Consider the following 21,872-nt stretch of genomic DNA (forward strand, 5'->3'; position numbering starts at 1 on the left):
GCAAAGGCCGGCTCCGTAGCCGGCCTTTTTCGTTTCAGCGATACTCCACGTTGTTTGAACGATACTCCACGCTTGCATTCATCGCGCATTCACAAAACAAACCGCGTGGAACCCGCTTTTGGCGCGGAACGTCGCTCTCCTCCTTTCGTTGTCGGCGCGGGCAATGCAGGACTTGTGAGGAGGAATCTCAAATGACTAATCGCTTGTTGATTTCGGTCGCAACAGCGGCCCTGATCGCGGGAACCGGCTTTGCTAACGCGCAAGGCACGGGCATGGGCCGTGAATCGCCGTCATCCGGCGGTGGCGCCACAACGCAGCACAGCGCGCCATCCGGTGGCGGCGCGTCCTCGGGCACGATGAACCGCGATCGCGGCGGCACCACGGGGATGGGTGGCTCCGAACAGTCCGGCAAGGGCTCAGGGTCTTCCGGCATGAAGTCGGAGTCCGACAAGGGTGGTGCGGCCGACAGGAACGCACAGGACACCGCGCCCGGTCAGAAGTCGAAGAGCATGAGCTCGGAGAGCGAGAGGACCAAGGGCGACAAGGGCATGAAGGCTGAAGGTCGCGACAGCCGTGACCGCGGCAACATGAAGGCTGAGGGCCGTGAAGGTCGTGATCGTGACCGCATGAATGCCGAGACTCGCGACAAGAGCGGCGGCACCGCTGCGGAAGGCCGCGACAAGAGCGGCACGGAGACTCAGAAGGGCGCGACCGATACGAGCCGCTCGCAAACCACGACCGGCGCCGCCGCAACCTCGGCGACCGCGGCTCCGCCGGCCGAGAAGCGGACCCAGATCGTCTCCGCGATCAGGTCGGAGCGCGTCGAGGAAGTGAAGAACGTGAACTTCAACGTCTCGGTCGGCGCCACTGTGCCCACGACCGTACGCTTCCACCCGCTTCCTTCCCGGATCGTCGAAATCTATCCGGAGTGGCGCGGCTATCAGTTCATCCTGGTCAGTGGCCGTTACGTGATCGTGCGTCCCGAGACGCATGAGATCATCTATATCCTCGAGGGCTGATGGCAGCTCCAACGCGAGGGCGGGCCCCAACCCGCCCTCGCTCTATTCCTGTCTGCCAGGCGCGAGGTCGCAGCCCGCGGCGTGTCGATCGAGCTTTTCCACAGAAGTTGGTTAATTAGCAATTTCCATGAGCTAGCCGGGCAATCGGACAACCTGAATGAGCCGTTTGAACCGGTTTCCAACAAACCTAAAGCTTTCCCTCTGGGCCGTTGTTACCTATAAACCCGCGACTTGGAGCAGGAATCCGGAACCTCGGTTTCCGAAAGGGTCCTGCTCAAAACGCTTTAGCGCCGCTTGTTGGAATTCCGGATGGCCCAGGCTCCTGCCGCGACGATCTATGTGCTCAACGGCCCGAACCTCAATCTGCTCGGGACGCGTGAGCCCGAGACCTATGGCCATGCCACCCTGGCCGACGTCGAGAAGCTCTGCAGGGATACCGCGGCCCAGTTCGGCCTCGCCGCGGACTGCCGGCAATCCAACCGCGAGGGCGAACTGATCGACTTCATCCATGAGGCGCACGCGAAAAAAGCGGTCGGGATCATCATCAATGCCGGGGCCTATTCCCACACCTCGATCGCGCTACATGACGCGCTGGTCGGGGTGAAAATTCCGACCGTCGAAGTGCATATCAGCAACATTTATGCCCGCGAGAGCTTCCGGCATCATTCCTTCACTGCTAAAGCCGCCTTCGCGTCGCTTTGCGGCTTCGGCATCGATGGCTATCGCCTCGCGATATCGGGCCTCGCCGCCAAGATTGGCGCCAAGGCGATAGCCTGACACATTCCCCGTCATCAGACAGAGAGTTTCGGACCAAGATCATGGCGCGCCAGCCTGACGACAAATCCGCCGCAAAGCCCGGCAAAGACAACGACAAGGATGACGCCGCGCTCATCCGCGAACTCGCGCTCCTGCTCGACGAGACCAACCTGACCGAGATCGAAATCGAGCGCGCGGGCGTCCGGTTGCGGGTCGCGCGCAACGTCAGCATTGCCGCCCACGTGCCGGGGGCCGTCGCACCGCCCGTGCCGGTAGCTGCACCTGTGGCCGCCGCCCCCGCAGCCACGGCCGATCTCGCCAAACATCCGGGCGTCGTGCCCTCGCCCATGGTCGGCACCGCCTATTGGGCGCCGGAGCCGGGCGCAAAGCCCTTTATCGAGGTCGGCAGCAAGGTGACCGCCGGACAGACACTGCTGATCATCGAGGCGATGAAGACGATGAACCAGATTCCCTCGCCGCGCGCGGGCACTGTGACGCAGATCCTCGTCGAGGACGGCCAGCCGGTAGAGTTCGGCGAGCCGCTGGTAATTATCGAATAGCGAATGGTGAGTGGCGAATAGCGAGTGGTGAAGAATTCCCATTCGCTATTCGCCACTCACCACTCGCCCCCTGAGGCGCCATGTTCGACAAGATCCTCATAGCCAACCGCGGTGAAATCGCGCTTCGCGTGCTGCGCGCCTGCAAGGAGCTCGGCATTTCGACGGTGGCCGTGCATTCGACTGCGGACGCGGACGCCATGCATGTGCGGCTTGCGGACGAGAGCGTCTGCATCGGACCGCCGCCGTCGAAGGATTCCTATCTCAACATTCCCGCCCTGCTTGCCGCCTGCGAGATCACGGGCGCCGAGGCGGTGCATCCCGGCTACGGCTTCCTCTCCGAAAATGCCCGCTTCGCCGATATCCTGGCCGAGCACAATCTGCATTTCATCGGGCCAAAAGCCGAGCACATCCGCCTGATGGGCGACAAGATCGAGGCCAAGAAGACCGCCAAGCGGCTCGGCATTCCCGTCGTTCCCGGTTCCGATGGCGCCGTGAGCTCCGATGACGATTCAATGGCGATCGCCAGGTCGATCGGCTTCCCGGTGCTGGTGAAGGCCGCCGCCGGCGGCGGCGGGCGCGGCATGAAGGTCGCCCACAGCGAAGCCGATCTGGCGCTGGCGCTCTCCACGGCGGCGACCGAAGCGAAATCCGCGTTCGGCGACGCGTCGGTCTATCTCGAGAAATACCTGCAGAAGCCGCGCCACATCGAGATCCAGGTGCTCGGCGACGGCCGCGGCGGCGCCATCCATCTTGGCGAGCGTGACTGTTCGCTGCAGCGGCGTCACCAGAAGGTCTGGGAAGAAGGCCCCTCGCCGGTCCTCTCGGCCGCCGCGCGCGCAAGGATCGGCGAGACCTGCGCGAAGGCGATGCGGGAGCTGAAATATCTCGGCGCCGGCACGGTCGAATTTCTCTACGAGGACGGCGAGTTCTATTTCATCGAGATGAACACCCGCATCCAGGTCGAGCATCCCGTCACCGAGAGCATCACCGATATCGACCTCGTGCTCGAGCAGATCCGGATTGCCGCCGGCGGCGACCTGCCGGCAAAGCAGGACGAGGTGGCGATCATCGGCCACGCCATCGAATGCCGCATCAATGCGGAGAACCCGCAGACCTTCCGCCCTTCGCCTGGACGCATCTCGCAATACCACCCGCCCGGCGGCCTCGGCGTGCGGATCGATTCCGCTGTCTACCAAGGCTATGTTATCCCGCCCTACTACGACTCGCTCGTCGGCAAGCTGATCGTGCACGGCAAGACCCGTGGCGAGTGCCTGATGCGGCTGCGCCGGGCGCTGGACGAGATGGTGGTCGACGGCATCGAGACCACGCTGCCGCTGTTCCGCGCCCTGGTGCGCGAGCCTTCCATCATCGACGGCGACTACCACATCCACTGGCTCGAGCAGTATCTCGCCGGGCAGCCGACTACTGGCTGACGCCTCAATCAGTTCCATTCCTTATGGAACAAAGCACGGAACCGTGCGTTGCAGCGACAGGGATTTCCCACGCCCAAGGATCGCTTGCACTCCACTGGATCCATGACAGAGATACCCGTGACGTCTGACGCCAGGCGCCGACGCGCATTGGGCCATATCCTGCTGCTCGCGGCGGGGCTGTTGGTGCTGGTTGCAATCAGTGCGGCGTCCGTCGTGCTGGTGAACAAGGCGCGCCAGGACAACGCCTGGGTGGTCCACACTGTCGAAGTGGAAAACCAGATCAACGCCCTTATGCTCGAGCTCCGCCGCGCCGAAAGCTCGGCCCGCGCCTATCTCCTGACCCGCTGGCCGGAATTCCTGACCGATCATGAGCAGGCCGTGGCCAACGTCGTCCCCTATTCGGACAAGCTCGCGCAGCTCACGGACGACAATCCGCTCCAGGTCGAGAACGTGAAGAAGATGCGCGCGGCGATCGATATCCGGCTCGATCAATTCAGGCGCGAAATGGATTTCATCAGGCGCGACGAACCGGCCAGTGCCGCCGCGCTGGTCCGCGAGGCGGCTGCCGGCAACACCAACGCCATCATTCGCGACGTGACCGACAAGATGCGCGCCGAGGAAGAGCGGCTGTTCGATCTGCGGACGGCCAATGCCGACCGCTCGCAAATACTTGCATCCTCCGTCACCATCGCGGGGTCGTGCATCGTGATCGCGCTGGGCGCGATTGCGGCGTTCCAGGTACGCCGCTCCTTGCGCGTCCGCGATGAGGCCGAGATCAAGCTGCGCGACCTCAACATCACGCTGGAGACCAGCGTCCAGGAGCGGACCGCCGACCTGCGCGAAGCCAATGACGAGATCCAGCGCTTTGCCTATATCGTCAGTCACGATCTGCGCTCGCCGCTCGTCAACATCATGGGCTTCACCAGCGAGCTCGAGGAGCTGCGCGGCGACATCTTCAAGCGGATCGCCGCCCTGAGCCACGCTGGCTCGGAAGCTGCCCCGTTGCCGGAGAACGCCACCGACAGCGCCAAGCCTGCGCTCGAGGGCGCCGACAAGCGGCTCTCCGACGATTTCTCCGAGGCGCTCACCTTCATCAAATCCTCGATCGCCAAGATGGACCGCCTGATCTCGGCGATCCTCAATCTCACCCGCGAGGGCCGGCGCGAGTTCAAGCCGGAACGGATCAATACCCGCGAGTTGATCGGGGGCATTGCTGCGACCGTGGCGCATCAGGCCGCCGAGGCGAATGCGCAAATCCGCGTCGAGCCACTGCCTGATATCGTCAGCGACCGTCTTGCGCTGGAGCAGATTTTCTCCAATCTGATTGACAATGCGCTCAAATATCTGAGGGACGGCGCACCCGGCGACATCGCGATCCGCGGACGCAACAAGCTTGGGTTTGCGATCTTCGAAATCAGCGATAATGGCCGCGGCATCGATCCCAAGGATCACCAGCGCATTTTCGAGCTGTTCCGCCGGGCGGGAACCCAGGACAAGCCCGGCCAGGGTATCGGCTTGGCGCATGTGCGAACGCTGGTGCGGCGTCTCGGGGGAACCATGTCGGTCGCCTCGGAACTTCACAAGGGCAGCACATTCACGATAACAATTCCAGTTAACTGGGCCTCCAACCGGAAGGCAGATGTATGAGCAATACAGTCACCATCATCATGATCGAGGACGATGAAGGCCACGCGCGGCTGATTGAACGGAATATTCGTCGATCCGGTGTCAATAATGAGATCCGGCCGTTCACAAACGGTACAGAGGCGGTCGGCTATCTGTTCGGCCCGGATGGGAGCGGCATAGACCGAAAGGGCCAGGCGCTGCTCATCCTGCTTGATCTCAACCTGCCTGACATGACCGGCATCGATATTTTGAAGCGGGTCAAGGAGAACAAGTACCTGAAGTCGAGCCCGGTGGTCGTGCTGACCACCACGGACGATTCGCAGGAGATCAAACGATGCTACGAGTACGGCTGTAACGTCTACATCACGAAGCCGGTGAACTACGAGAGCTTTGCCAACGCGATCCGCCAACTCGGACTGTTCTTCTCGGTCATCCAGGTTCCATCAGCCGCAGCATGAGCACCACGAGCCCCACCCTGCTCTATATCGACGATGACGAGGCGCTGGCGCGGCTCGTCGACCGCGGCCTGACGCGGCTCGGGCTGAAGGTGGTGCATGCGGCGAGCGGCCAGGAGGGACTTGATCGCATCGCCAAGGGCGGTATCGACGTCGTCGCGCTCGACCAGTACATGCCGGGCCTCGACGGGCTCGAGACACTCGAGCAAATCCTGAAAATTCCTGACGCGCCGCCGGTCGTGTTCGTCACGGCTTCGCAGGATTCTGCGATCGCCGTCACCGCGCTCAAGGCTGGCGCTGTGGACTATCTCGTCAAGGACATCCACGGCGAATTCATTCCGCTGCTCCAGGTCGCCGCCAACGGCGCGCTGCGTCAGGCGGAATTGCAGCGGGCTCGCGACGAGGCGGAAGCCGAGATCCACGCCTCGCGCGACCGTTTCGCCGCGCTCGCCGCCGAGCGCGAGGTGCTGCTCCGCGAAGTCAATCACCGCGTCGGCAACTCGCTGCAGATCATCGCCTCGCTGCTGCACCTGCAGGCAAGTTCTGCGACACAGGACGACGTCAAAGCGGCGCTCACCAACGCGATGGGCCGCGTCGCCGCTGTCGCCCAGGTGCACCGCCGCCTCTACACCTCGCACGACCTGAAGAGCGTGCTGTTGAACCAGTATCTGGAGTCCCTGCTCGAAGACCTCCGGCGCTCGACCGAAGGCAACCGGATGTCGCGGCTGACTTTGAAGGCCGAGCCAATCGAGATCGATCCGGATCGCGCGGTCGCGATCGGCATCATCGTCAACGAGCTGGTGATGAATGCGGTGAAATATGCCTATCCCGATGGCGCCGGCCCAATCCATGTCGAGCTCAAGGCCGAGGGCGAGGATCTGCTGTTGACGATTTCCGATGACGGCGTCGGCCTCAACGTCAAGGCCGATCCGCGCTCCACTGGCCAGGGCCAGCGCATCGTCAGCGCCATGGCCTCCAAGCTCGAGGCCAGCGTCGAGCGCGATCCCGACCATAGCGGCACGCGCATCCTGGTGCGCTTTCCCCGTGCCAGCGCTGCGGCGAAATCCGCCAGCGCCGCTGCGAGCTAGCCTTCAGATCATGATTCGATCAGACGAAATCGATTCATGATCTCACCTCTTTGTTTGAGCATGATCTCCGCACAAACCTCATGCGTTCGTCGCAGGGAAGACCGGTTTTCACTTTTTCGGATCATGCGCCAAAGCATCAGCCCCTATCGCGCCGCCCGCGCCCGCCTGCTATCCTGCGCCCCATGACATCGCGCGACTCCGCCGCATCCGAGATCACGCCTGACGTGCTGCTGCGCGCCTATGCCTGCGGCATCTTTCCGATGGCCGAGAGCGCCGACGACCCCACCCTGTTCTGGGTCGAGCCGGAAATGCGCGGTGTGATCCCGTTTGACGGTTTTTGCGTCACCTCGCGGCTCGCGCGGACAGTACGTTCCGATGCGTTCACCGTGACTGTCAACACCGCGTTCAAGGCCGTCATCGCCGGCTGCGCAGCGCCCGCGGAGGGACGCGAGGACACCTGGATCAACAATCGCATTCGCGAACTCTATGTCGGGCTGCATCAGCTCGGCCACTGCCACAGCGTCGAGGCCTGGCAGGACGGCGAACTGGTCGGCGGTCTCTACGGCGTCAGCCTGGGGCGCGCCTTCTTCGGCGAGAGCATGTTCCACACGGCGCGCGATGCCTCCAAGGTCGCATTGGTGCATCTGGTGGCGCGGCTGATTGCCGGAGGCTTTGAATTGCTCGACACACAATATGTCACCGAGCATCTGCGCACTTTCGGTGCGCTCGAAATCCCGCGCCGCCGCTATCGCGCGCTGCTCGATCATGCGATCGCGGGTGCGCCCGCGGATTTCCTGAAGTGGCCGATCGATCAGCCAGTCAAAGGCACTGACGCGCTCGCGATCATAGCAGAGCGCGCATAGAGCGCGACGTCATTTGGTTGAATCGGCGTGGCTGCGAGTTCACCTCTCCCATAGGGAGAGGTCGCGCCGGAGGTGCGGGTGAGGGGTTACGGTCCCCCGATAGAGCAGATCCCCTCACCCGGCGCTGCGCGCCGACCTCTCCCTATGGGAGAGGTGAAAAAGAGCCCGCGCCCATGGCGGACACAATTCGACCTTGTCTCCTCGAGTTCTAGGTCGGTTCTGATTCAATCAGAACCGACGATTTTCTAATTCCCGAATATGCTGAAAAGCCCGCCCGGCCGCTGCTGCTGTGGAGGTGGCGGCGGTTGGGGCTGCGCCGGCGGCGGTTGCTGGAATTGCTGCTGCTGCGGCGGCGGGCGCGGAGCCGCCTGCTTTTGCGCCGGCGGCTTCTTCTGTGCCGGCGGTGGCGGGGTCGGCTGCTTCGGCGGATCGGGCGCCGCGTTGACGATGGTCTGCTCCGGCTGTTTGCAGTCGGTCAGCCAGATATCATAGATCGGATGCTCGACGCCGTGCAGGCCCGGACTTGCGGCAAACATCCAACCCGAAAAGATCCGCTTCACCTCGCCCTGCAGCGTGATCTCGTCGACCTCGACAAACGCATCGGTGTTGGCGGCCTCCGTCGAGGGTCGCGTGTAGCAGGCGTCCGTCTTCACACGGAGCGCACCGAACTGCACGGTCTCGCCGATATCCTCCTCGAAATTGATGATGCGCCCGGTGATCTTGTCGAGCCCGGAGAAGCTCGCCTTCTTGTTGGCGATCTTGGTCGACGGCGGCTCGCTCACCACCTCGTCGCCGGGCTGAAGCGTTGCCGGCGTCTGCGGCACGCTCTTGGGCTGACGCTGTCCGGGCGGCAGTCCCGGCAACGGATTGGCACCGGGCGGCGCATTGGCGGCGTTCGGAGCCCCGGGCGCCGGCGGCTGCACGGCGACCGCGGGCGGCGCATTCTGAGGAGGCCCTGGGGTGCCTGGCGGCGGCGCCAAAGGCTGCGACTGGAAACTGCCCGGTGGCGGCACACCCTGTCCCGGCGGCGGCCGGTTCGGCGTCGGCAACAATCGACCGCGCGGCAATTCCGGCACCTCCTCCTCGTCTTCGGGAGGCGCCTGCTGGCCACCGCGCGGAATCGCTCCCGGCGGACGCGGGGCGGGATCCGAGAAAATAGTACCGATCTGCGCGCCTGCGGGCGGCGCAAGCGCGAGAGTTGAGGCGGCAATCAGGGCCGCAAAGCCAGTCAGGGCAACGGTTCGGAGCATCTCGCGCGGCTTCAAGGAGCGAATCGGGCTTTCGACATACTAATCGATTATTGGCTATGGGCCGCTCGCAGGATCTCCGGTTAACACGCCGAATACGGCGGGGAAAGGGCGGGCTTCCGCCACTGGTCAGGCTCCCCGCCCCATGAAATAGTTCCGGCTCCCACCGACGTCCGCAAGACCGCCACGCGGAAAACAGCAAAAAATCCGGAAACCGTACCGGAAGATCCAGAGGAAGCCCGTACAACATGCCTGTCGTTCTCGATGCCGATGCCGCCGCTGTCTTCAAGGCCTTTCAGGAGGCCGGCCGCCCTGCTTACGAAACGCTGACAGCTCCCGAAGCGCGCGCGTATTATTCGCAGGCGCGCTTTGTCAGCAATCCCGAGCCGCCGGAGGTGGCACAGGTCGAAGCGTTGTCGATTCCCGCGCCCCACGCCACGATCCCGGCGCGGATCTACAGGCCGAAGAAGCTGCGCCAGAAGGACGGATTGTCGCCCGCGCTGGTGTTCTTTCACGGCGGTGGCTGGGTGATCGGCGATCTCGACACCCATGATGTGGTGTGCCGGAAGCTTGCCGATGAAGGCGAGCTCATCGTGATCTCCGTCGACTATCGTCTCGCGCCCGAACACAAATTCCCTGCTGCCGTCGACGACGCCATCGCCGCGACGAAATGGGTGGCGGCAAACGCGAGGCAGCTCGCCATCGATGGCGCGCGCCTCTGCGTCGGCGGCGACAGCGCCGGCGGTAATCTCGCCGCGGTCGTATCGATCGCCGCACGCGACGGCAACGGCCCGGCGATCGCGGGACAGGTGCTGATCTATCCGGCCGTCGATTTCGCGATGACGCATCCCTCGCATAGCGAGCCGGAAACCAGCATCCTGCTCACGCACTCAGTCATCCGCTGGTTTCGCGATCACTATCTCAGCAGCGCCGCCGACGCGCATGATTGGCGCGCTTCGCCGGTGCGTGCGACCACCCTGATCGGCCTGCCGCCGGCCTTTGTGCTGACCGCCGGCGCCGATCCCTTGCGCGATGAAGGCGACGAATATGCCGAACGCCTCAAGGCGGCCGGCGTGCCCATCACCTACAAGCACTTCGCCGGTCAATTCCACGGCTTTTTCACCATGGGCAAATTGCTCAATCAGGCCAACGTCGCGGCAAGCGACATCGGCGCGTGGCTGAAGGCGTTGAACGGCTAAACTCTCGCCTCAGTCGATCGAATTGCCACTGAGCCGCGCGCACAACGTCTCCTTATCAGAGATATCCACCAGTGCGTTCATTGGACGGGCTGTCCAGAAGGACGACCTTGCGCCAGCCGCGCGGCGCGCAGCGAGCGCCTCCGTAAGCAATTCGGAGACAATCGCGCTGATGGGACGACCTTCACGTTCGCGGATCGTCTGAATCTTCTCAAGAACGATATCGTCGATGTCGATGGTGATGTGCATCAATCTTGCTCGTGTTAGCGGCTTGAGGCGACAACTGCTACCCCACCCTCGCCGCCCGCCGCAGCGATTGCGGCGGCTGGCCGAAGGCGCGGATGAAGGCGCGGCGCATCCGCTCGGGATCGCGAAAGCCAGTCGCCTCGGCGACACGCTCGATCGCTTCGGCGGAGGACTGCACGCGCTGCCGCGCCACCTCAATGCGCAAGCGCTCCACCGCTTTCGATGGCGTCGTGCCGGTCTCCGCGACGAACGCGCGGGTGAAGTGGCGCGAGCTCATGCCGGCCTTCTCCGCCATGTCCTCGACCGTCAGCGACGCATCGAGATGCTCGCGCGCCCAGGCAAGCAGCGGGCCGAAGCGGCCGTTTGAAGCCTTCAGCTCCAACAGCGAAGAGAACTGCGACTGGCCGCCGCTGCGGCGATGATAGAGCACGAGGTGACGTGCGGTCTTTTGCGCGACCTCCTCGCCATAGTCCTCGGTGATCATCGCCAGCGCCAGGTCGATCCCGGCACTGATCCCGGCCGAGGTCCAGATGTTGTCGTCGCGGGTGAAGATGCGATCCGGCTCCAGCTTCACCTTCGGATAGGCGGAAAGGAAATGCTTGGTCCGCTGCCAATGCGTGGTGGCACGGCGGCCGTCGAGCAGGCCGGCTTCCGCCAGGATATAGGCGCCCGAGCAGACGCTTGCGATGCGGACACCGCGCTTGGCCAGCGTGCGCACGAACGCCAGCGTCTTTTTGCATTTCGCCGCCATACGCACGCCCTCGCCGCCCGCGACCATCAGGGTCGTGATCGCCGCCAACGGTCGCAGCCCTCGCGCGAACATCTCCGCGCCCGAGGACGATCGCACCGGCCCCGGCGTCACCGCGATCACCTTCAGCGCGGGCGGACTGTCGGTAAAGCGCGCAGCGATCTCGAACGCCGAGATCGGACCGGCGGCATCCAGCAATTGAAATTCCGGGAAGATGAGGACGCCGATCATCGGGCTTCTCCTGTCGATCTGCAGGACGTTGTCCTGAAATGAGGGAATTATGCCATTTTGGACATAAGGCCATCATGCCATTGTGTCGCGGTCAACCGATATTTGAGGTGCCCTTATGTCCACCCCGCTACAGATCGGACTTCTGGTGTTTCCAAAGGTGACGCAGCTCGACCTTACCGGCCCGCTGCAGGTGTTTTCCTCCGTGCCCGGGGCCAAAGTGCATCTGGTGTGGAAGCGGATCGAACCGGTGCCGAGCGATACCGCGCTGGCGCTGATGCCCACGGTCAGCTTCGCCGAGTGCCCCCAGCTCGACGTGATCTGCGTCCCCGGCGGCATGGGCGCAGACGATATGACGGATGACGAGGAGATGCTCGCCTTCCTGCGCAGGCAGGCGGAGGGCGCAAAGTATGTCACCTCGGTCTGCACGGGCTCGCTCGTGCTCGGCGCCGCCGGCCTGCTCAAAGGCTATCGCGCCACGACGCACTGGTCGGCGATGGATTTCCTGTCGGCCTTCGGTGCGATCCCGGCGCGGACACGGGTCTGTGTCGACCGCAACCGCATCACCGGCGGCGGCGTCACCGCCGGCATCGATTTCGCGCTGACGCTGGTGTCGGAGCTCGTCGACCGCAGGACGGCGGAAGCGATCCAGCTTCGACTCGAATACAATCCGAAGCCGCCGTTCGACGCCGGCTCGCCGGACACAGCGCCAGCCGAAATCCTCGCCTTCATGAGAGAGAAGATGGCGCCAGCCCAAGCGCGTCGCGGCGACATGATCGCTCGCGCTGCGGCACGGCTCGGATAAGAATCTCGAGGCAAAGAAAAAGGCCGCCTGGTTTCCCGGGCGGCCTTTCCTGTCCTACGGTGGCCTCACATTAACGGGCGATTTCAGGACGTCTGCACCGGGGGCCTATGTCCCGCGCGCATCCCACTCGGAGGCCGCTGCTCATCGGGGCAGTCGCGATTCTGGAGCCCGATCCGACGCGATGGTCTCCCATCTCCGTAAGATGGTTCTATTGAGCTCCGGTCCCGCGTGAACTGCAACAAGACTGTGTCGCTCGTCCCCGCTGTTAACGTTGTTCACAGGCGCGCGTGCGCCGCACGCGCAATTGCGCGCTCGCGCAACGTTCGAATGAGGTTGATTCAGCCCGCGGGCGTCCAGGGCTGATAGTCGCCAGTCGCCTTGGGCCGGCGGCCGCTCGCCAGCGTCGAGCCGGATGGACGATACGCCGCCGGCGTGCCCGTCATGTTCGGCACATGCGGTTTTTCCCATTCGCGCGGCGTGTACTTCTCTTCGGTCGGCGGCATGTCGACGACGTGATGCAGCCAGCCGTGCCAGGACGGCGGCACGCGCGAGGCTTCGGCATAGCCGTTATAGATCACCCACCGGCGCTCGAAATGCAGGACCGGATCGATCTTGCCGCCGCGGGTGCGATAGTAGCGATTGCCCTGCTCGTCCGTGCCGACCAGTTCTCCGAACCGCCAGGTCCAGAGCTGCGTGCCAAAGGTCTGGCCGTTCCACCACGTGAAGAATTTGAGCAGGAATTGTTTCATGGAGCGCCGGCCGGTTCGGGATTGTTAGGCTCTGATGCCATTGGCGGGGCGAATTGTCCAGATTGCCGCACGTGTTGTGATCGCGAGCGGACAACACGGCATGTTGTTGGCGGCCAATTGTCGCGCAATTCAGCGTAATCCGTTCATCCGCCATACAGTTCCTGTCTGACAGGTTGAAGCCCCGCGCATCAAAGTAGCGCAAGGCGGGGGAACCCCTGCCCCCGGAAGGGGTTGGGCCATATCCCGCAGATGTGGAGTCCCAACGATGATCAATCTCAAGGTTTTAAGCACCGTCGCGGCGCTCGCGCTGGCGGTGCCGCTCGTAGTGCCTAGCGAAGGTTTTGCCCAGGGTACCAAGTTCTCGGCCGGGCGAGGCGGCGGAGGCGGCGGGGCAGCCATTGGCGGCGGCGGTGGTGGATTCCGCGGCGGCGGAGCAGCCATTGGAGGTGGCGGCGGTGGATTCCGAGGCGGCGGCTTCGCCGGTGGTGGCGGCGGCTACCGGGGCGGCGGCTTTGCCGGTGGCGGTGCCGGCCTTGGCACCAAGTTCGGTGGCGCTCCGGCCTACCGCGGCGGTGCGATCGCCAATCCTAATTGGGCCGGCCGGCCCGGCTGGAGTGGTGGATATCGGCCCGGTTGGCGCGGCGGCTACCGTCACCACCGCTACGGATGGGGACCCGGCTTTGCCGCAGGAGCCCTGGTCGGCGGCGCACTCGCTTCGAGCGCCTATTACGGCTCCGACTACTATGGCTATGGGTACGGGACGGGCTACTACGACGACGGATATTACGACGACAGCGCGGCGGTGGCGGCAGCGCCTGGCGGCGGTGACATCGCCTACTGTCAGCAGCGCTACAAGTCCTACGATCCGGCGTCCGGCACCTATCTCGGTTATGACGGTCAGCGTCACCCCTGCCCCTGATCGATTGATTCCTCTCGCGTGAAAAAGGGCGGCGGAAGCCGCCCTTTTTGTTTAGAGGTCGCCTGCAGCATTGCTATGACCGCGTCGCAAGCACGACGGCGGCGAGCGTGAAGATCAGCGCCGCGATCTGCGTCGGCCCGAGCGGCTCGCCCAGCGCGATTGCGGACGCCACTACGCCGATCACAGGCACTGCCATGGTGCCGATTGCCGCGATCGACGCCGGCAATCGCCTGAGCGCGGCGAACCAGCTCACATAGGCGATGCAGAACTGGATCACGATTGAATAGGCCAGAAGCCACCAGCCGAGCGTCGTCACCCGATCGAGATGCGATGATTCGATCGCAAGACCGATTACAGCAACCGGCAGGCAGCCGAGCCCGATCTGCCAGGCCGCCGCCGGGATCGGCTCCATCTTGAGCGGCAGCTTTTTGGCGAGAACGGTGCCGAGCGCAAAACCGAAGGAGCCTGCGATCGCCATGATGATCCCCGGCAACTTTTCGCGGCTTGCGGAAAGCCCGTCACCGCCCATGATGGCGGCGAGCCCGGCAAACGCCATCACCAGCGCGATCGTGCGCAGCAGCGTCGGCCGTTCGCCGAGCACGGGCCAGGCCAGCATCGAGGCCCAGACCGGCATCGTGTAGGCGATCAGCGCGGCTTCGCTGGCCGGCAGCCAGAGCAGCGCCAGCCCCATCAGCACCATCCAGCCGGTGACGTTCAGCAGCGCCGCCAGCGTCAAGCGCAGCCACATCGCGCGCCCGACGAGCAGGCTCTGGCCGCGAACGAGCGCGAGCAGGGCCAGCAGCGCCGCGCCGACCACACCGGTCGAGCCGCGCAGCGTCAGCGGCGGCAGCTCGCTCAGGAGGTACTTTGTCACCGGCCAGTTGAAGCCCCAGCCCACCGAGGTAACGGCAAGGAACAGGAAGCCCGCAGGCGCGAGTCGGCCGCGCGCGGTCGGTTTTGATTCTGTCATGAAGCCCGGCAGGGAATGGAATCGGCGACCACCATGCCCTCAATTTGGGCTGCCGACTATGTGGCCGCCAGCATGCCTGCCCGTAGCTTCTCCGTAAGCCCACGTGAGTCTTTCGAATTCAATCCGAAAGACGCCAAAAATACCTGCCCTGTGAAAAGCGGGCGAAGCGTTGTTCCACAGCCTTGATGAGATTTTTTTCTCTTGGGAATCCCTGAGGACTCACTGATACTTGGCGGCATCACAGGCGCGGCATGGCCCCTGTTTTCCTCCCTTTTCCACCATATTTAGTATTTGATTCAGGAACTCGTACTAGTCCTTGACGGGCGTCACGGACTTGGCCTAGCTTTCCTCCTGTTCGGCGCGAGTGTGTTTCGGGTCCCCGCCGGTCGCTCCCAAAAGGGTCCAGAACGACCACTCCGTCAGCCGAACAGGCTGCGGGTGAAGGGCTTTGCTGCCCGCGATTTCGGAAATTCCTCGTCGAATTTCCCGGGCATTTTGGGACGCCAACAACGGGCCGGAAAAGGCTCATTGGTGATCTGTCGCGTTACAAGTTTTGGGGCGTTGAACGCATGACCCGAACGGTCCGCCTGGGCCGGTCAGGGACATGCCGCCGCCGGGATCGGTGTCAGCCGATGACCTGCGGTCGAGAGAAACAGGCCGGTCCACCGGCTGAGCTTGCGGGGCTCTGGCTCCCTACCCTTCGGGCGGAAGGTTGGGACCAGGGGCTCGCTCTAGGAATAACATTTCCGGACCACCCTCGCGCCAATGCAGGGAGGCCGGGCAGAAGACGGGGCACGACGCATGATTATCGAACGCCGCAACACCACGGCCGGACAATCTCCCTACGCCGGGATCAATTTCAGGCTGACCACGTCTGAGATCCGCAATCCCGATGGCTCCATCGTATTCCGGGCCGAGAATGTCGAAGTGCCCGAGTTCTGGTCGCAGGTCGCCTCCGACGTGCTTGCGCAGAAATATTTCCGCAAAGCGGGTGTCGCCGCGCGTCTGAAGAAGGTCGAGGAAGAGACCGTCCCGTCCTGGCTGTGGCGCTCGGTGCCCGACACCGAGGCGCTGGCGCTGTTGCCTGAGAACGAGCGCATTGTCGGCGAGACCTCGGCCAGGCAGGTGTTCGATCGCCTCGCCGGCTGCTGGACCTATTGGGGCTGGAAGGGCGGCTACTTCTCCTCCGATGAAGATGCCCAGGCCTTCTTCGACGAGATCCGCTACCAGCTGGCAAAACAGATGGTGGCGCCGAACTCGCCGCAATGGTTCAACACCGGCCTGCACTGGGCCTACGGCATCGATGGCCCCGGCCAGGGCCACTATTACGTCGACCACAAGACCGGCAAGCTCACCAAGTCCAAATCGGCTTACGAGCATCCGCAGCCGCACGCCTGCTTCATCCAGGGCATCGAGGACGATCTCGTCAACGACGGCGGCATCATGGATCTCTGGGTGCGCGAGGCGCGCCTGTTCAAGTACGGCTCCGGCACCGGCTCGAACTTCTCGCGCCTGCGCGGCGAAGGCGAACGGCTCTCCGGCGGCGGCCGCTCGTCGGGCCTGATGAGCTTCCTCAAGATCGGCGACCGCGCCGCCGGCGCGATCAAGTCCGGCGGCACCACCCGCCGCGCGGCCAAGATGGTCGTGGTCGACATCGATCACCCCGACATCGAGACCTATATCGACTGGAAGGTCAAGGAGGAGCAGAAGGTCGCCGCCCTCGTCACAGGCTCCAAGATCAACCAGAAGCACCTCAAGGCCGTGCTGAAGGCCTGCGTCAACTGCGAGGGCTCGGGCGACGACTGCTTCGATCCCGAGAAGAACCCAGCCCTGCGCCGCGAGATCAAGCTCGCGCGCCGCGCCATGGTGCCTGATAACTACATCAAGCGGGTGATCCAGTTCGCGAGGCAAGGCTACAAGGACATCCAGTTCGACATCTACGACACCGACTGGGATTCGGAAGCCTATCTCACCGTCTCCGGCCAGAACTCCAACAACTCGGTCTCGCTGAAGGACGACTTCCTGCGCGCCGTCGAGACCGACGGCGACTGGAACCTGATCGCCCGCACCAACAAGAAGGTGACGAAGACGCTGAAGGCGCGCGATCTCTGGGAGAAGATCGGCTATGCCGCCTGGGCCAGCGCCGATCCGGGCCTGCACTTCAACACCACGATGAACGACTGGCACACCTGCAAGGCGTCCGGCGACATCCGCGCGTCGAATCCATGCTCGGAATACATGTTCCTGGACGACACGGCATGCAATCTCGCCTCAGCCAACCTGCTGACGTTCTACACCCCCTCCCAACCCTCCCCCGCAGGCGGGGGAGGGTTGGGTGGGGGCCGCTTCGACGTCGAGTCCTACGAGCATCTGTGCCGGCTCTGGACCATCGTGCTCGAGATTTCCGTGCTGATGGCGCAATTCCCGTCGAAGGCGATCGCGGAGCTCTCCTACGAATTCCGTACCCTCGGCCTCGGCTTCGCCAATATCGGCGGCCTCCTGATGACCATGGGCCTGCCCTATGACAGCAAGGAAGGCCGCGCGCTCTGCGGCGCGCTGACCGCCGTGATGACCGGCATCGCCTACAAGACCTCAGCCGAGATGACGGCCGAGCTCGGCACCTTCCCCGGCTACAAGAAGAACGCCGCCCATATGCTGCGGGTGATCCGCAATCACCGCCGCGCCGCCCACGGCAACGCGTCCGGCTATGAGGCGCTCGCGGTCAACCCGGTGCCGCTCGACCACGCCTCCTGCCCGCAAGCCGACATCGTCACGCATGCGGTCAGGGCCTGGGACGATGCGCTCGCACTCGGCGAGCAGCATGGCTATCGCAACGCCCAGACCACCGTGGTGGCACCGACCGGCACCATCGGCCTCGTGATGGATTGCGACACCACCGGCATCGAGCCCGACTTCGCGCTGGTGAAGTTCAAGAAGCTTGCCGGCGGCGGCTATTGGAAGATCATCAACCAGGCGGTGCCGGCGGCATTGCGTGTGCTCGGCTATCGGGAGAGCGAGATCGCGGAGATCGAGGCCTATGCCGTCGGCCACGGCTCGCTGTCCAACGCGCCCGGTATCAACACCTCGACGCTGAAGGCAAAGGGCTTCACGGATGAAGCCATTGCAAAAGTGGAAAAGGCGCTGCCGACCGCCTTCGATATCAAGTTCGCCTTCAACAAGTGGACCTTCGGTGAGGACTTCATCCGCGACCAACTCGGTATCGGCGCGGAAGCGATCGCCGCCCCCGGCTTCGACCTGCTCTCGGCGATCGGCTTCTCCAAGCGCGAGATCGAGGCCGCCAACGTGCACATCTGCGGCGCGATGACGGTGGAAGGCGCGCCGCATCTTAGGCCTGAGCACTATCCGGTGTTCGACTGCGCCAATCCCTGCGGCAAGATCGGCAAGCGCTATCTCTCGGTCGAGAGCCACATCCGCATGATGGCGGCCGCCCAGCCGTTCATCTCGGGCGCGATCTCCAAGACCATCAACATGCCGAACGACGCCACAGTCGAGGACTGCAAGTCCGCCTACCTCCTCTCCTGGAAGCTGGCGCTGAAGGCCAACGCGCTCTACCGTGACGGCTCGAAACTGTCGCAGCCGCTCAACTCGCAGCTCATCTCTGATGATGAGGACGAGGACGATGCGGTGGAAGCGCTCTACGAGAAGCCGGCCGCCGCGCGTGCCGCGCAGGTGTCCGAGAAGATCGTCGAGAAGCTGGTCGAGCGCATCGTCGTGATGCGCGAGCGCGAGAAGATGCCGGACCGCCGCAAGGGCTACACCCAGAAGGCGGTGGTCGGCGGCCACAAGGTCTATCTGCGCACCGGCGAATATGACGACGGCCGCCTCGGCGAGATCTTCATCGACATGCACAAGGAAGGCGCGGCGCTCCGCTCCTTCATCAACAACTTCGCGATCGCGGTCTCGCTCGGCCTGCAATACGGCGTGCCGCTGGATGAATATGTCGACGCCTTCACCTTCACCCGCTTCGAGCCGGCGGGCCCGGTGCAGGGCAACGACTCCATCAAGTATGCGACCTCGATCCTCGACTATGTCTTCCGCGAGCTCGCGGTGAGCTATCTCGCCCGCTTCGACCTCGCCCATGTCGATCCCAACGAGAGCGGCTTCGACGCGCTCGGCAAGGGCGTCGAGGAAGGCAAGGACCCGGAGGGACCGCAGCACCAGGCAACGAAGTACCTGTCACGCGGCCTCACCCGCTCGCGCACCGACAACCTCGTCGTCATGCGCGGCGGCTCGACCGCGGTCAGCCAGACCGCCGACAACGCCCCCGCCGGCGGCAACCGCGTCACCGCCCTCTCCTCGCAAGGCGCCACGTCGCGCATCTCCGACACGCTCGAAGGCGCGGTCGCGCTGAAGCAGGAGACGGAGCACGATCTCTCGCCAGCGGAGAAAGTGGGGCATTGGAGCAAAGCCGGCACCGCCGCAGCGGTTGCCCCAACCAAGGCCGAGCGCCGCGCGGAAGCGAAGGCCAAGGGCTACGAGGGCGAGATGTGCTCGGAGTGCGGCAACTTCACGCTGGTGCGGAATGGCACCTGCATGAAGTGCGATACGTGCGGCAGCACGACGGGGTGTTCGTGAGGAGCGTGAATGAGCCCAAAACGAGCATGATCTTCATGAGGGGCACCCGAAAGGCTGCCCCTCCGAGTTCGGCCGCTAATTGATATTGCAACGGTCATCCACGATCCGCGATCCAATAATTCGAAAATCTATACTTGGCAGCCGAGCCGCCACGACTCAAAGCAGCCAGATCAATTCGTGTGACAGGTAACCAGCACTCTCGCACAAGTAAGATATTGGAAGGACCCGCGGTGTCACAAGATGCGCAGTCATGGCTTGAAGACGCGCTTCCCCGGCACGGAAGATTGACGCCCGCCGTCGTGGGATTGCTTCAAAATATCCTAAGCAGAAGCGCCATAGAATACCTAAGCATCGCGGGTCGGACCAAAGATCTTGCGTCCGCGGAGGAGAAAATTAAGCGCAAGAAGTATACGCATCCGTCCATTCAGCTCACGGACTTGTCTGGCGTTCGAGTCATCACCTTCTTGGAAACCCAAGTCAAAGCAATTAGCGATCTAATACGGACAACCTTCGACGTAGACGAGAAGAACAGCCTCGACCGAGCTTCCGATCTAGGAGACGATCGGATGGGATATCGCTCTACGCACTTTGTATGCTCTCTCGGGCAGAGCCGGAGAGGATTGCTGGAGTACGAAGCGTTAAGCGACCTAACATTCGAAATTCAGGTCAGGACTGTATTGCAGCATGCCTGGGCCGAACTTGCCCATGATCGGTCGTTCAAATTAGGAACAGGACTGCCAGCTAAGATTCAGCGGAAACTAAATCTATATTCTGGAATGCTAGAAATCGTCGATGGCGCATTCGACGAAATTGCGCGTGAAGTAGATGCTTATAAATCAGAAATCGCCTCGAAAACCGCAAGTCAGCTTTCAGATACAGAGCTCAACTCTCTAACTTTGCGGCCGTATCTTGAGCGACTCGCGGAGGAGCACGATCTAAAGATAAGTTTCACAGAAATCCCTGATGATATTCTAAGTGAGTTCAAGGCATTCGGATTGAACAAAATTGCCGATCTGAAAAGGATCGCAGACAAAGCTCTTCTGGAAGAAATCGGTGAGCACATAACCGGAGACGAGAACGCTATTGGATTTATTCGGACATTGATGATGTATCATGACATCGACCGGTATTTCACGGTCTGGAAGGGATGGACAGGTCTGGATCAGCCGACTGCAAGCCTGCTAGCTAAAAGATACGGCCGAAAGAAATTCAGAGATTTAATGAATAAGAACGAAATTTGGATCGAAGGTGAAGACGACCCAGACTTTCCTCGGGACAATCTAGATGAGGACGCTCCCTTCGGGTGATGCAAATCAACCTTGGCCGCAGCACGTAGGATGGGTGGAGCGAAGCGATACCCATCAACTGCGATCCGCGAAGATGATGGGTTTCGCAAGCGCTCAACCCATCCTACGGGCTCCGAATCCACTCTTCGACGTCGCGCACTGACTGGATGCCTAAACGTCCAACTAATTTCTCGCCAGCCGAAGATCCGGACAGCCATCCAGTTGACCGCCGCGCTCTTTCATCCGAATCTGCAACTCTGATGGTTGCCTTCGACGAGCAATTTCGCCAGCAGTTGCGCGAACTCCTCATCTGGCGGCGCGACGTGCGGCGATTCCGAACCGATCCGCTGCCTGACGGCGCCCTGGAGCGGCTCATCGACATCGCCTGCCTGTCCCCATCGGTCGGCCTGAGTCAGCCGTGGCGGTTCGTCATCGTGCAGAACCCGGCAAGACGCAGCGCCGTGATCGACGACTTCAGGGCCTGCAACGCCGATGCTCTGGCATCCTATTCGGGCGATCGCGCGGCCCGATATGCCGCACTGAAGCTGTCAGGTCTCGAGGAGGCGCCAGGTCATCTCGCCGTCTTCGCGGAAAAGGCCGGCGATATCGGCCACGGCCTCGGACGCGCGACCATGCCGGAAACGATCGAATATTCGGTCGTCGCTGCCGTCTGCTCGATGTGGCTCGCCGCGCGGGCCGAAGGAATCGGGCTTGGATGGGTGTCGATCCTGAACCCTGTGCGGATAAATGAAATCTTGGACGTACCAGGCTCTCAGAAGCTCGTCGCTTATCTCTGCGTGGGCTATCCCCAGACGGAGCTTGACCATCCCGAGCTTGAACGAACAGGTTGGGAATATCGACGCCCCTCGCATGAGTTCACGACACGACGATAACTCGTCACGAGGCAGTTCAGAGCGAAGAAGCATGGATTGCCGCCAACGATGGCGAGCTGTTGGTCCTACATGAGAACGAAATCATTTCGTTCTGTGTCTGACTCTATTTCGTTCCCAAAGAACGAATCGGAGTCGAGCAAATCGGGTGCGATGAAAGCCTAACGATTGGTTTCTGCCGGACTTGTCGAA

At 62.9% G+C, this 21,872-nt stretch carries 19 protein-coding genes; 14 read left to right on the plus strand and 5 right to left on the minus strand.

What is annotated here, in order from left to right:
* Positions 1-191 precede the first annotated feature (191 nt).
* From J6497_RS08365 to aat, 8 genes are all read left to right on the plus strand, one after another.
* Positions 192-1,019, plus strand: a complete 828-nt coding sequence (locus tag J6497_RS08365; protein ID WP_225703784.1) for a DUF1236 domain-containing protein — start codon at positions 192-194, stop codon at positions 1,017-1,019.
* 309 nt (positions 1,020-1,328) lie between these two features.
* Positions 1,329-1,796 carry a type II 3-dehydroquinate dehydratase gene (gene aroQ, locus J6497_RS08370; RefSeq protein ID WP_225703785.1) on the plus strand — a complete coding sequence of 156 codons (468 nt, stop codon included), beginning with the start codon at positions 1,329-1,331 and terminating at the stop codon, positions 1,794-1,796.
* Between the two features lie 41 nt (positions 1,797-1,837).
* Positions 1,838-2,335, plus strand: a complete 498-nt coding sequence (accB, locus tag J6497_RS08375; protein ID WP_225703786.1) for an acetyl-CoA carboxylase biotin carboxyl carrier protein — start codon at positions 1,838-1,840, stop codon at positions 2,333-2,335.
* 80 nt (positions 2,336-2,415) lie between these two features.
* Entirely contained in the window at positions 2,416-3,768 is a 1,353-nt protein-coding gene (gene accC / locus J6497_RS08380; protein ID WP_225703787.1) for an acetyl-CoA carboxylase biotin carboxylase subunit, read from the plus strand.
* Positions 3,769-3,885: 117 nt separating this feature from the next.
* On the plus strand, positions 3,886-5,415 hold the full coding sequence (locus tag J6497_RS08385) for a sensor histidine kinase (RefSeq protein ID WP_225703788.1): 1,530 nt from the start codon (positions 3,886-3,888) through the stop codon (positions 5,413-5,415).
* Complete coding sequence (locus tag J6497_RS08390) at positions 5,412-5,852, plus strand: response regulator (RefSeq protein WP_225703789.1); 441 nt, start codon at positions 5,412-5,414, stop codon at positions 5,850-5,852. The genes J6497_RS08385 and J6497_RS08390 overlap by 4 nt, the downstream gene beginning before the upstream one ends.
* On the plus strand, positions 5,849-6,937 hold the full coding sequence (locus J6497_RS08395) for a sensor histidine kinase (protein ID WP_225703790.1): 1,089 nt from the start codon (positions 5,849-5,851) through the stop codon (positions 6,935-6,937). The genes J6497_RS08390 and J6497_RS08395 overlap by 4 nt, the downstream gene beginning before the upstream one ends.
* A 182-nt stretch (positions 6,938-7,119) precedes the next feature.
* Positions 7,120-7,800: a leucyl/phenylalanyl-tRNA--protein transferase gene (gene aat, locus J6497_RS08400; RefSeq protein ID WP_225703791.1), complete on the plus strand. Its 681-nt coding sequence runs from the start codon at positions 7,120-7,122 to the stop codon at positions 7,798-7,800.
* A gap of 245 nt (positions 7,801-8,045) precedes the next feature.
* Here the strand turns inward: aat and J6497_RS08405 are convergent, their stop codons facing one another.
* Positions 8,046-9,050: a DUF2155 domain-containing protein gene (locus tag J6497_RS08405; protein ID WP_225703792.1), complete on the minus strand. Its 1,005-nt coding sequence runs from the start codon at positions 9,048-9,050 to the stop codon at positions 8,046-8,048.
* Between the two features lie 245 nt (positions 9,051-9,295).
* Here J6497_RS08405 and lipP1 point away from each other — a divergent pair, with 245 nt between their 5' ends.
* Complete coding sequence (lipP1, locus tag J6497_RS08410; RefSeq protein ID WP_225703793.1) at positions 9,296-10,246, plus strand: LipP1 family hormone-sensitive lipase; 951 nt, start codon at positions 9,296-9,298, stop codon at positions 10,244-10,246.
* Between the two features lie 9 nt (positions 10,247-10,255).
* On the opposite strand, the gene J6497_RS08415 is transcribed toward lipP1, so the two are convergent.
* Positions 10,256-10,492 carry a hypothetical protein gene (locus tag J6497_RS08415; protein WP_225703794.1) on the minus strand — a complete coding sequence of 79 codons (237 nt, stop codon included), beginning with the start codon at positions 10,490-10,492 and terminating at the stop codon, positions 10,256-10,258.
* Between the two features lie 37 nt (positions 10,493-10,529).
* The gene (locus tag J6497_RS08420) at positions 10,530-11,468 is read right to left on the minus strand and encodes a GlxA family transcriptional regulator (RefSeq protein ID WP_225703795.1); all 939 of its coding nucleotides are present in this window, start codon (positions 11,466-11,468) and stop codon (positions 10,530-10,532) included.
* A 115-nt stretch (positions 11,469-11,583) separates the two neighbouring features.
* On the opposite strand from J6497_RS08420, the gene J6497_RS08425 reads away from it, so the two are divergent.
* Positions 11,584-12,270, plus strand: a complete 687-nt coding sequence (locus J6497_RS08425; RefSeq protein WP_225703796.1) for a DJ-1/PfpI family protein — start codon at positions 11,584-11,586, stop codon at positions 12,268-12,270.
* 338 nt (positions 12,271-12,608) lie between these two features.
* On the opposite strand, the gene J6497_RS08430 is transcribed toward J6497_RS08425, so the two are convergent.
* Positions 12,609-13,019, minus strand: a complete 411-nt coding sequence (locus J6497_RS08430; RefSeq protein ID WP_225703797.1) for an NADH:ubiquinone oxidoreductase subunit NDUFA12 — start codon at positions 13,017-13,019, stop codon at positions 12,609-12,611.
* A 265-nt stretch (positions 13,020-13,284) separates the two neighbouring features.
* Here J6497_RS08430 and J6497_RS08435 point away from each other — a divergent pair, with 265 nt between their 5' ends.
* Complete coding sequence (locus J6497_RS08435; RefSeq protein WP_225703798.1) at positions 13,285-13,938, plus strand: BA14K family protein; 654 nt, start codon at positions 13,285-13,287, stop codon at positions 13,936-13,938.
* Positions 13,939-14,011: 73 nt separating this feature from the next.
* Here J6497_RS08435 and J6497_RS08440 read toward each other — a convergent pair whose 3' ends face one another.
* Positions 14,012-14,908 (minus strand): DMT family transporter, encoded by an 897-nt coding sequence (locus tag J6497_RS08440; protein WP_225703799.1) that lies wholly within the window; start codon positions 14,906-14,908, stop codon positions 14,012-14,014.
* Between the two features lie 801 nt (positions 14,909-15,709).
* On the opposite strand from J6497_RS08440, the gene J6497_RS08445 reads away from it, so the two are divergent.
* The 3 genes from J6497_RS08445 to bluB all read left to right on the plus strand — a co-directional run bounded on the left by J6497_RS08445 (position 15,710) and on the right by bluB (position 21,683).
* Complete coding sequence (locus J6497_RS08445) at positions 15,710-19,504, plus strand: vitamin B12-dependent ribonucleotide reductase (RefSeq protein WP_225703800.1); 3,795 nt, start codon at positions 15,710-15,712, stop codon at positions 19,502-19,504.
* Between the two features lie 230 nt (positions 19,505-19,734).
* Positions 19,735-20,811, plus strand: coding sequence for a GTP pyrophosphokinase (locus tag J6497_RS08450; RefSeq protein ID WP_225703801.1), 1,077 nt, complete (start codon positions 19,735-19,737; stop codon positions 20,809-20,811).
* A gap of 239 nt (positions 20,812-21,050) precedes the next feature.
* Entirely contained in the window at positions 21,051-21,683 is a 633-nt protein-coding gene (bluB, locus tag J6497_RS08455; protein WP_225703802.1) for a 5,6-dimethylbenzimidazole synthase, read from the plus strand.
* Positions 21,684-21,872: the final 189 nt, after the last annotated feature.

The sequence above is a fragment of the Bradyrhizobium cenepequi genome (genome assembly GCF_020329485.1).
GTDB lineage: Bacteria > Pseudomonadota > Alphaproteobacteria > Rhizobiales > Xanthobacteraceae > Bradyrhizobium > Bradyrhizobium cenepequi.

Excerpts from the sequence above, each read along its gene's own strand:
- J6497_RS08365 (WP_225703784.1), top strand. The coding sequence starts at position 192 with ATGACTAATCGCTTGTTGATTTCGGTCGCAACAGCGGCCCTGATCGCG.
- aroQ (WP_225703785.1), top strand. The coding sequence starts at position 1,329 with ATGGCCCAGGCTCCTGCCGCGACGATCTATGTGCTCAACGGCCCGAAC.
- accB (WP_225703786.1), top strand. The coding sequence starts at position 1,838 with ATGGCGCGCCAGCCTGACGACAAATCCGCCGCAAAGCCCGGCAAAGAC.
- accC (WP_225703787.1), top strand. The coding sequence starts at position 2,416 with ATGTTCGACAAGATCCTCATAGCCAACCGCGGTGAAATCGCGCTTCGC.
- J6497_RS08390 (WP_225703789.1), top strand. The coding sequence starts at position 5,412 with ATGAGCAATACAGTCACCATCATCATGATCGAGGACGATGAAGGCCAC.
- J6497_RS08395 (WP_225703790.1), top strand. The coding sequence starts at position 5,849 with ATGAGCACCACGAGCCCCACCCTGCTCTATATCGACGATGACGAGGCG.
- aat (WP_225703791.1), top strand. The coding sequence starts at position 7,120 with ATGACATCGCGCGACTCCGCCGCATCCGAGATCACGCCTGACGTGCTG.
- J6497_RS08405 (WP_225703792.1), bottom strand. The coding sequence starts at position 9,050 with ATGCTCCGAACCGTTGCCCTGACTGGCTTTGCGGCCCTGATTGCCGCC.
- lipP1 (WP_225703793.1), top strand. The coding sequence starts at position 9,296 with ATGCCTGTCGTTCTCGATGCCGATGCCGCCGCTGTCTTCAAGGCCTTT.
- J6497_RS08415 (WP_225703794.1), bottom strand. The coding sequence starts at position 10,492 with ATGCACATCACCATCGACATCGACGATATCGTTCTTGAGAAGATTCAG.
- J6497_RS08420 (WP_225703795.1), bottom strand. The coding sequence starts at position 11,468 with ATGATCGGCGTCCTCATCTTCCCGGAATTTCAATTGCTGGATGCCGCC.
- J6497_RS08425 (WP_225703796.1), top strand. The coding sequence starts at position 11,584 with ATGTCCACCCCGCTACAGATCGGACTTCTGGTGTTTCCAAAGGTGACG.
- J6497_RS08430 (WP_225703797.1), bottom strand. The coding sequence starts at position 13,019 with ATGAAACAATTCCTGCTCAAATTCTTCACGTGGTGGAACGGCCAGACC.
- J6497_RS08435 (WP_225703798.1), top strand. The coding sequence starts at position 13,285 with ATGATCAATCTCAAGGTTTTAAGCACCGTCGCGGCGCTCGCGCTGGCG.
- J6497_RS08440 (WP_225703799.1), bottom strand. The coding sequence starts at position 14,908 with ATGACAGAATCAAAACCGACCGCGCGCGGCCGACTCGCGCCTGCGGGC.
- J6497_RS08445 (WP_225703800.1), top strand. The coding sequence starts at position 15,710 with ATGATTATCGAACGCCGCAACACCACGGCCGGACAATCTCCCTACGCC.
- bluB (WP_225703802.1), top strand. The coding sequence starts at position 21,051 with ATGGTTGCCTTCGACGAGCAATTTCGCCAGCAGTTGCGCGAACTCCTC.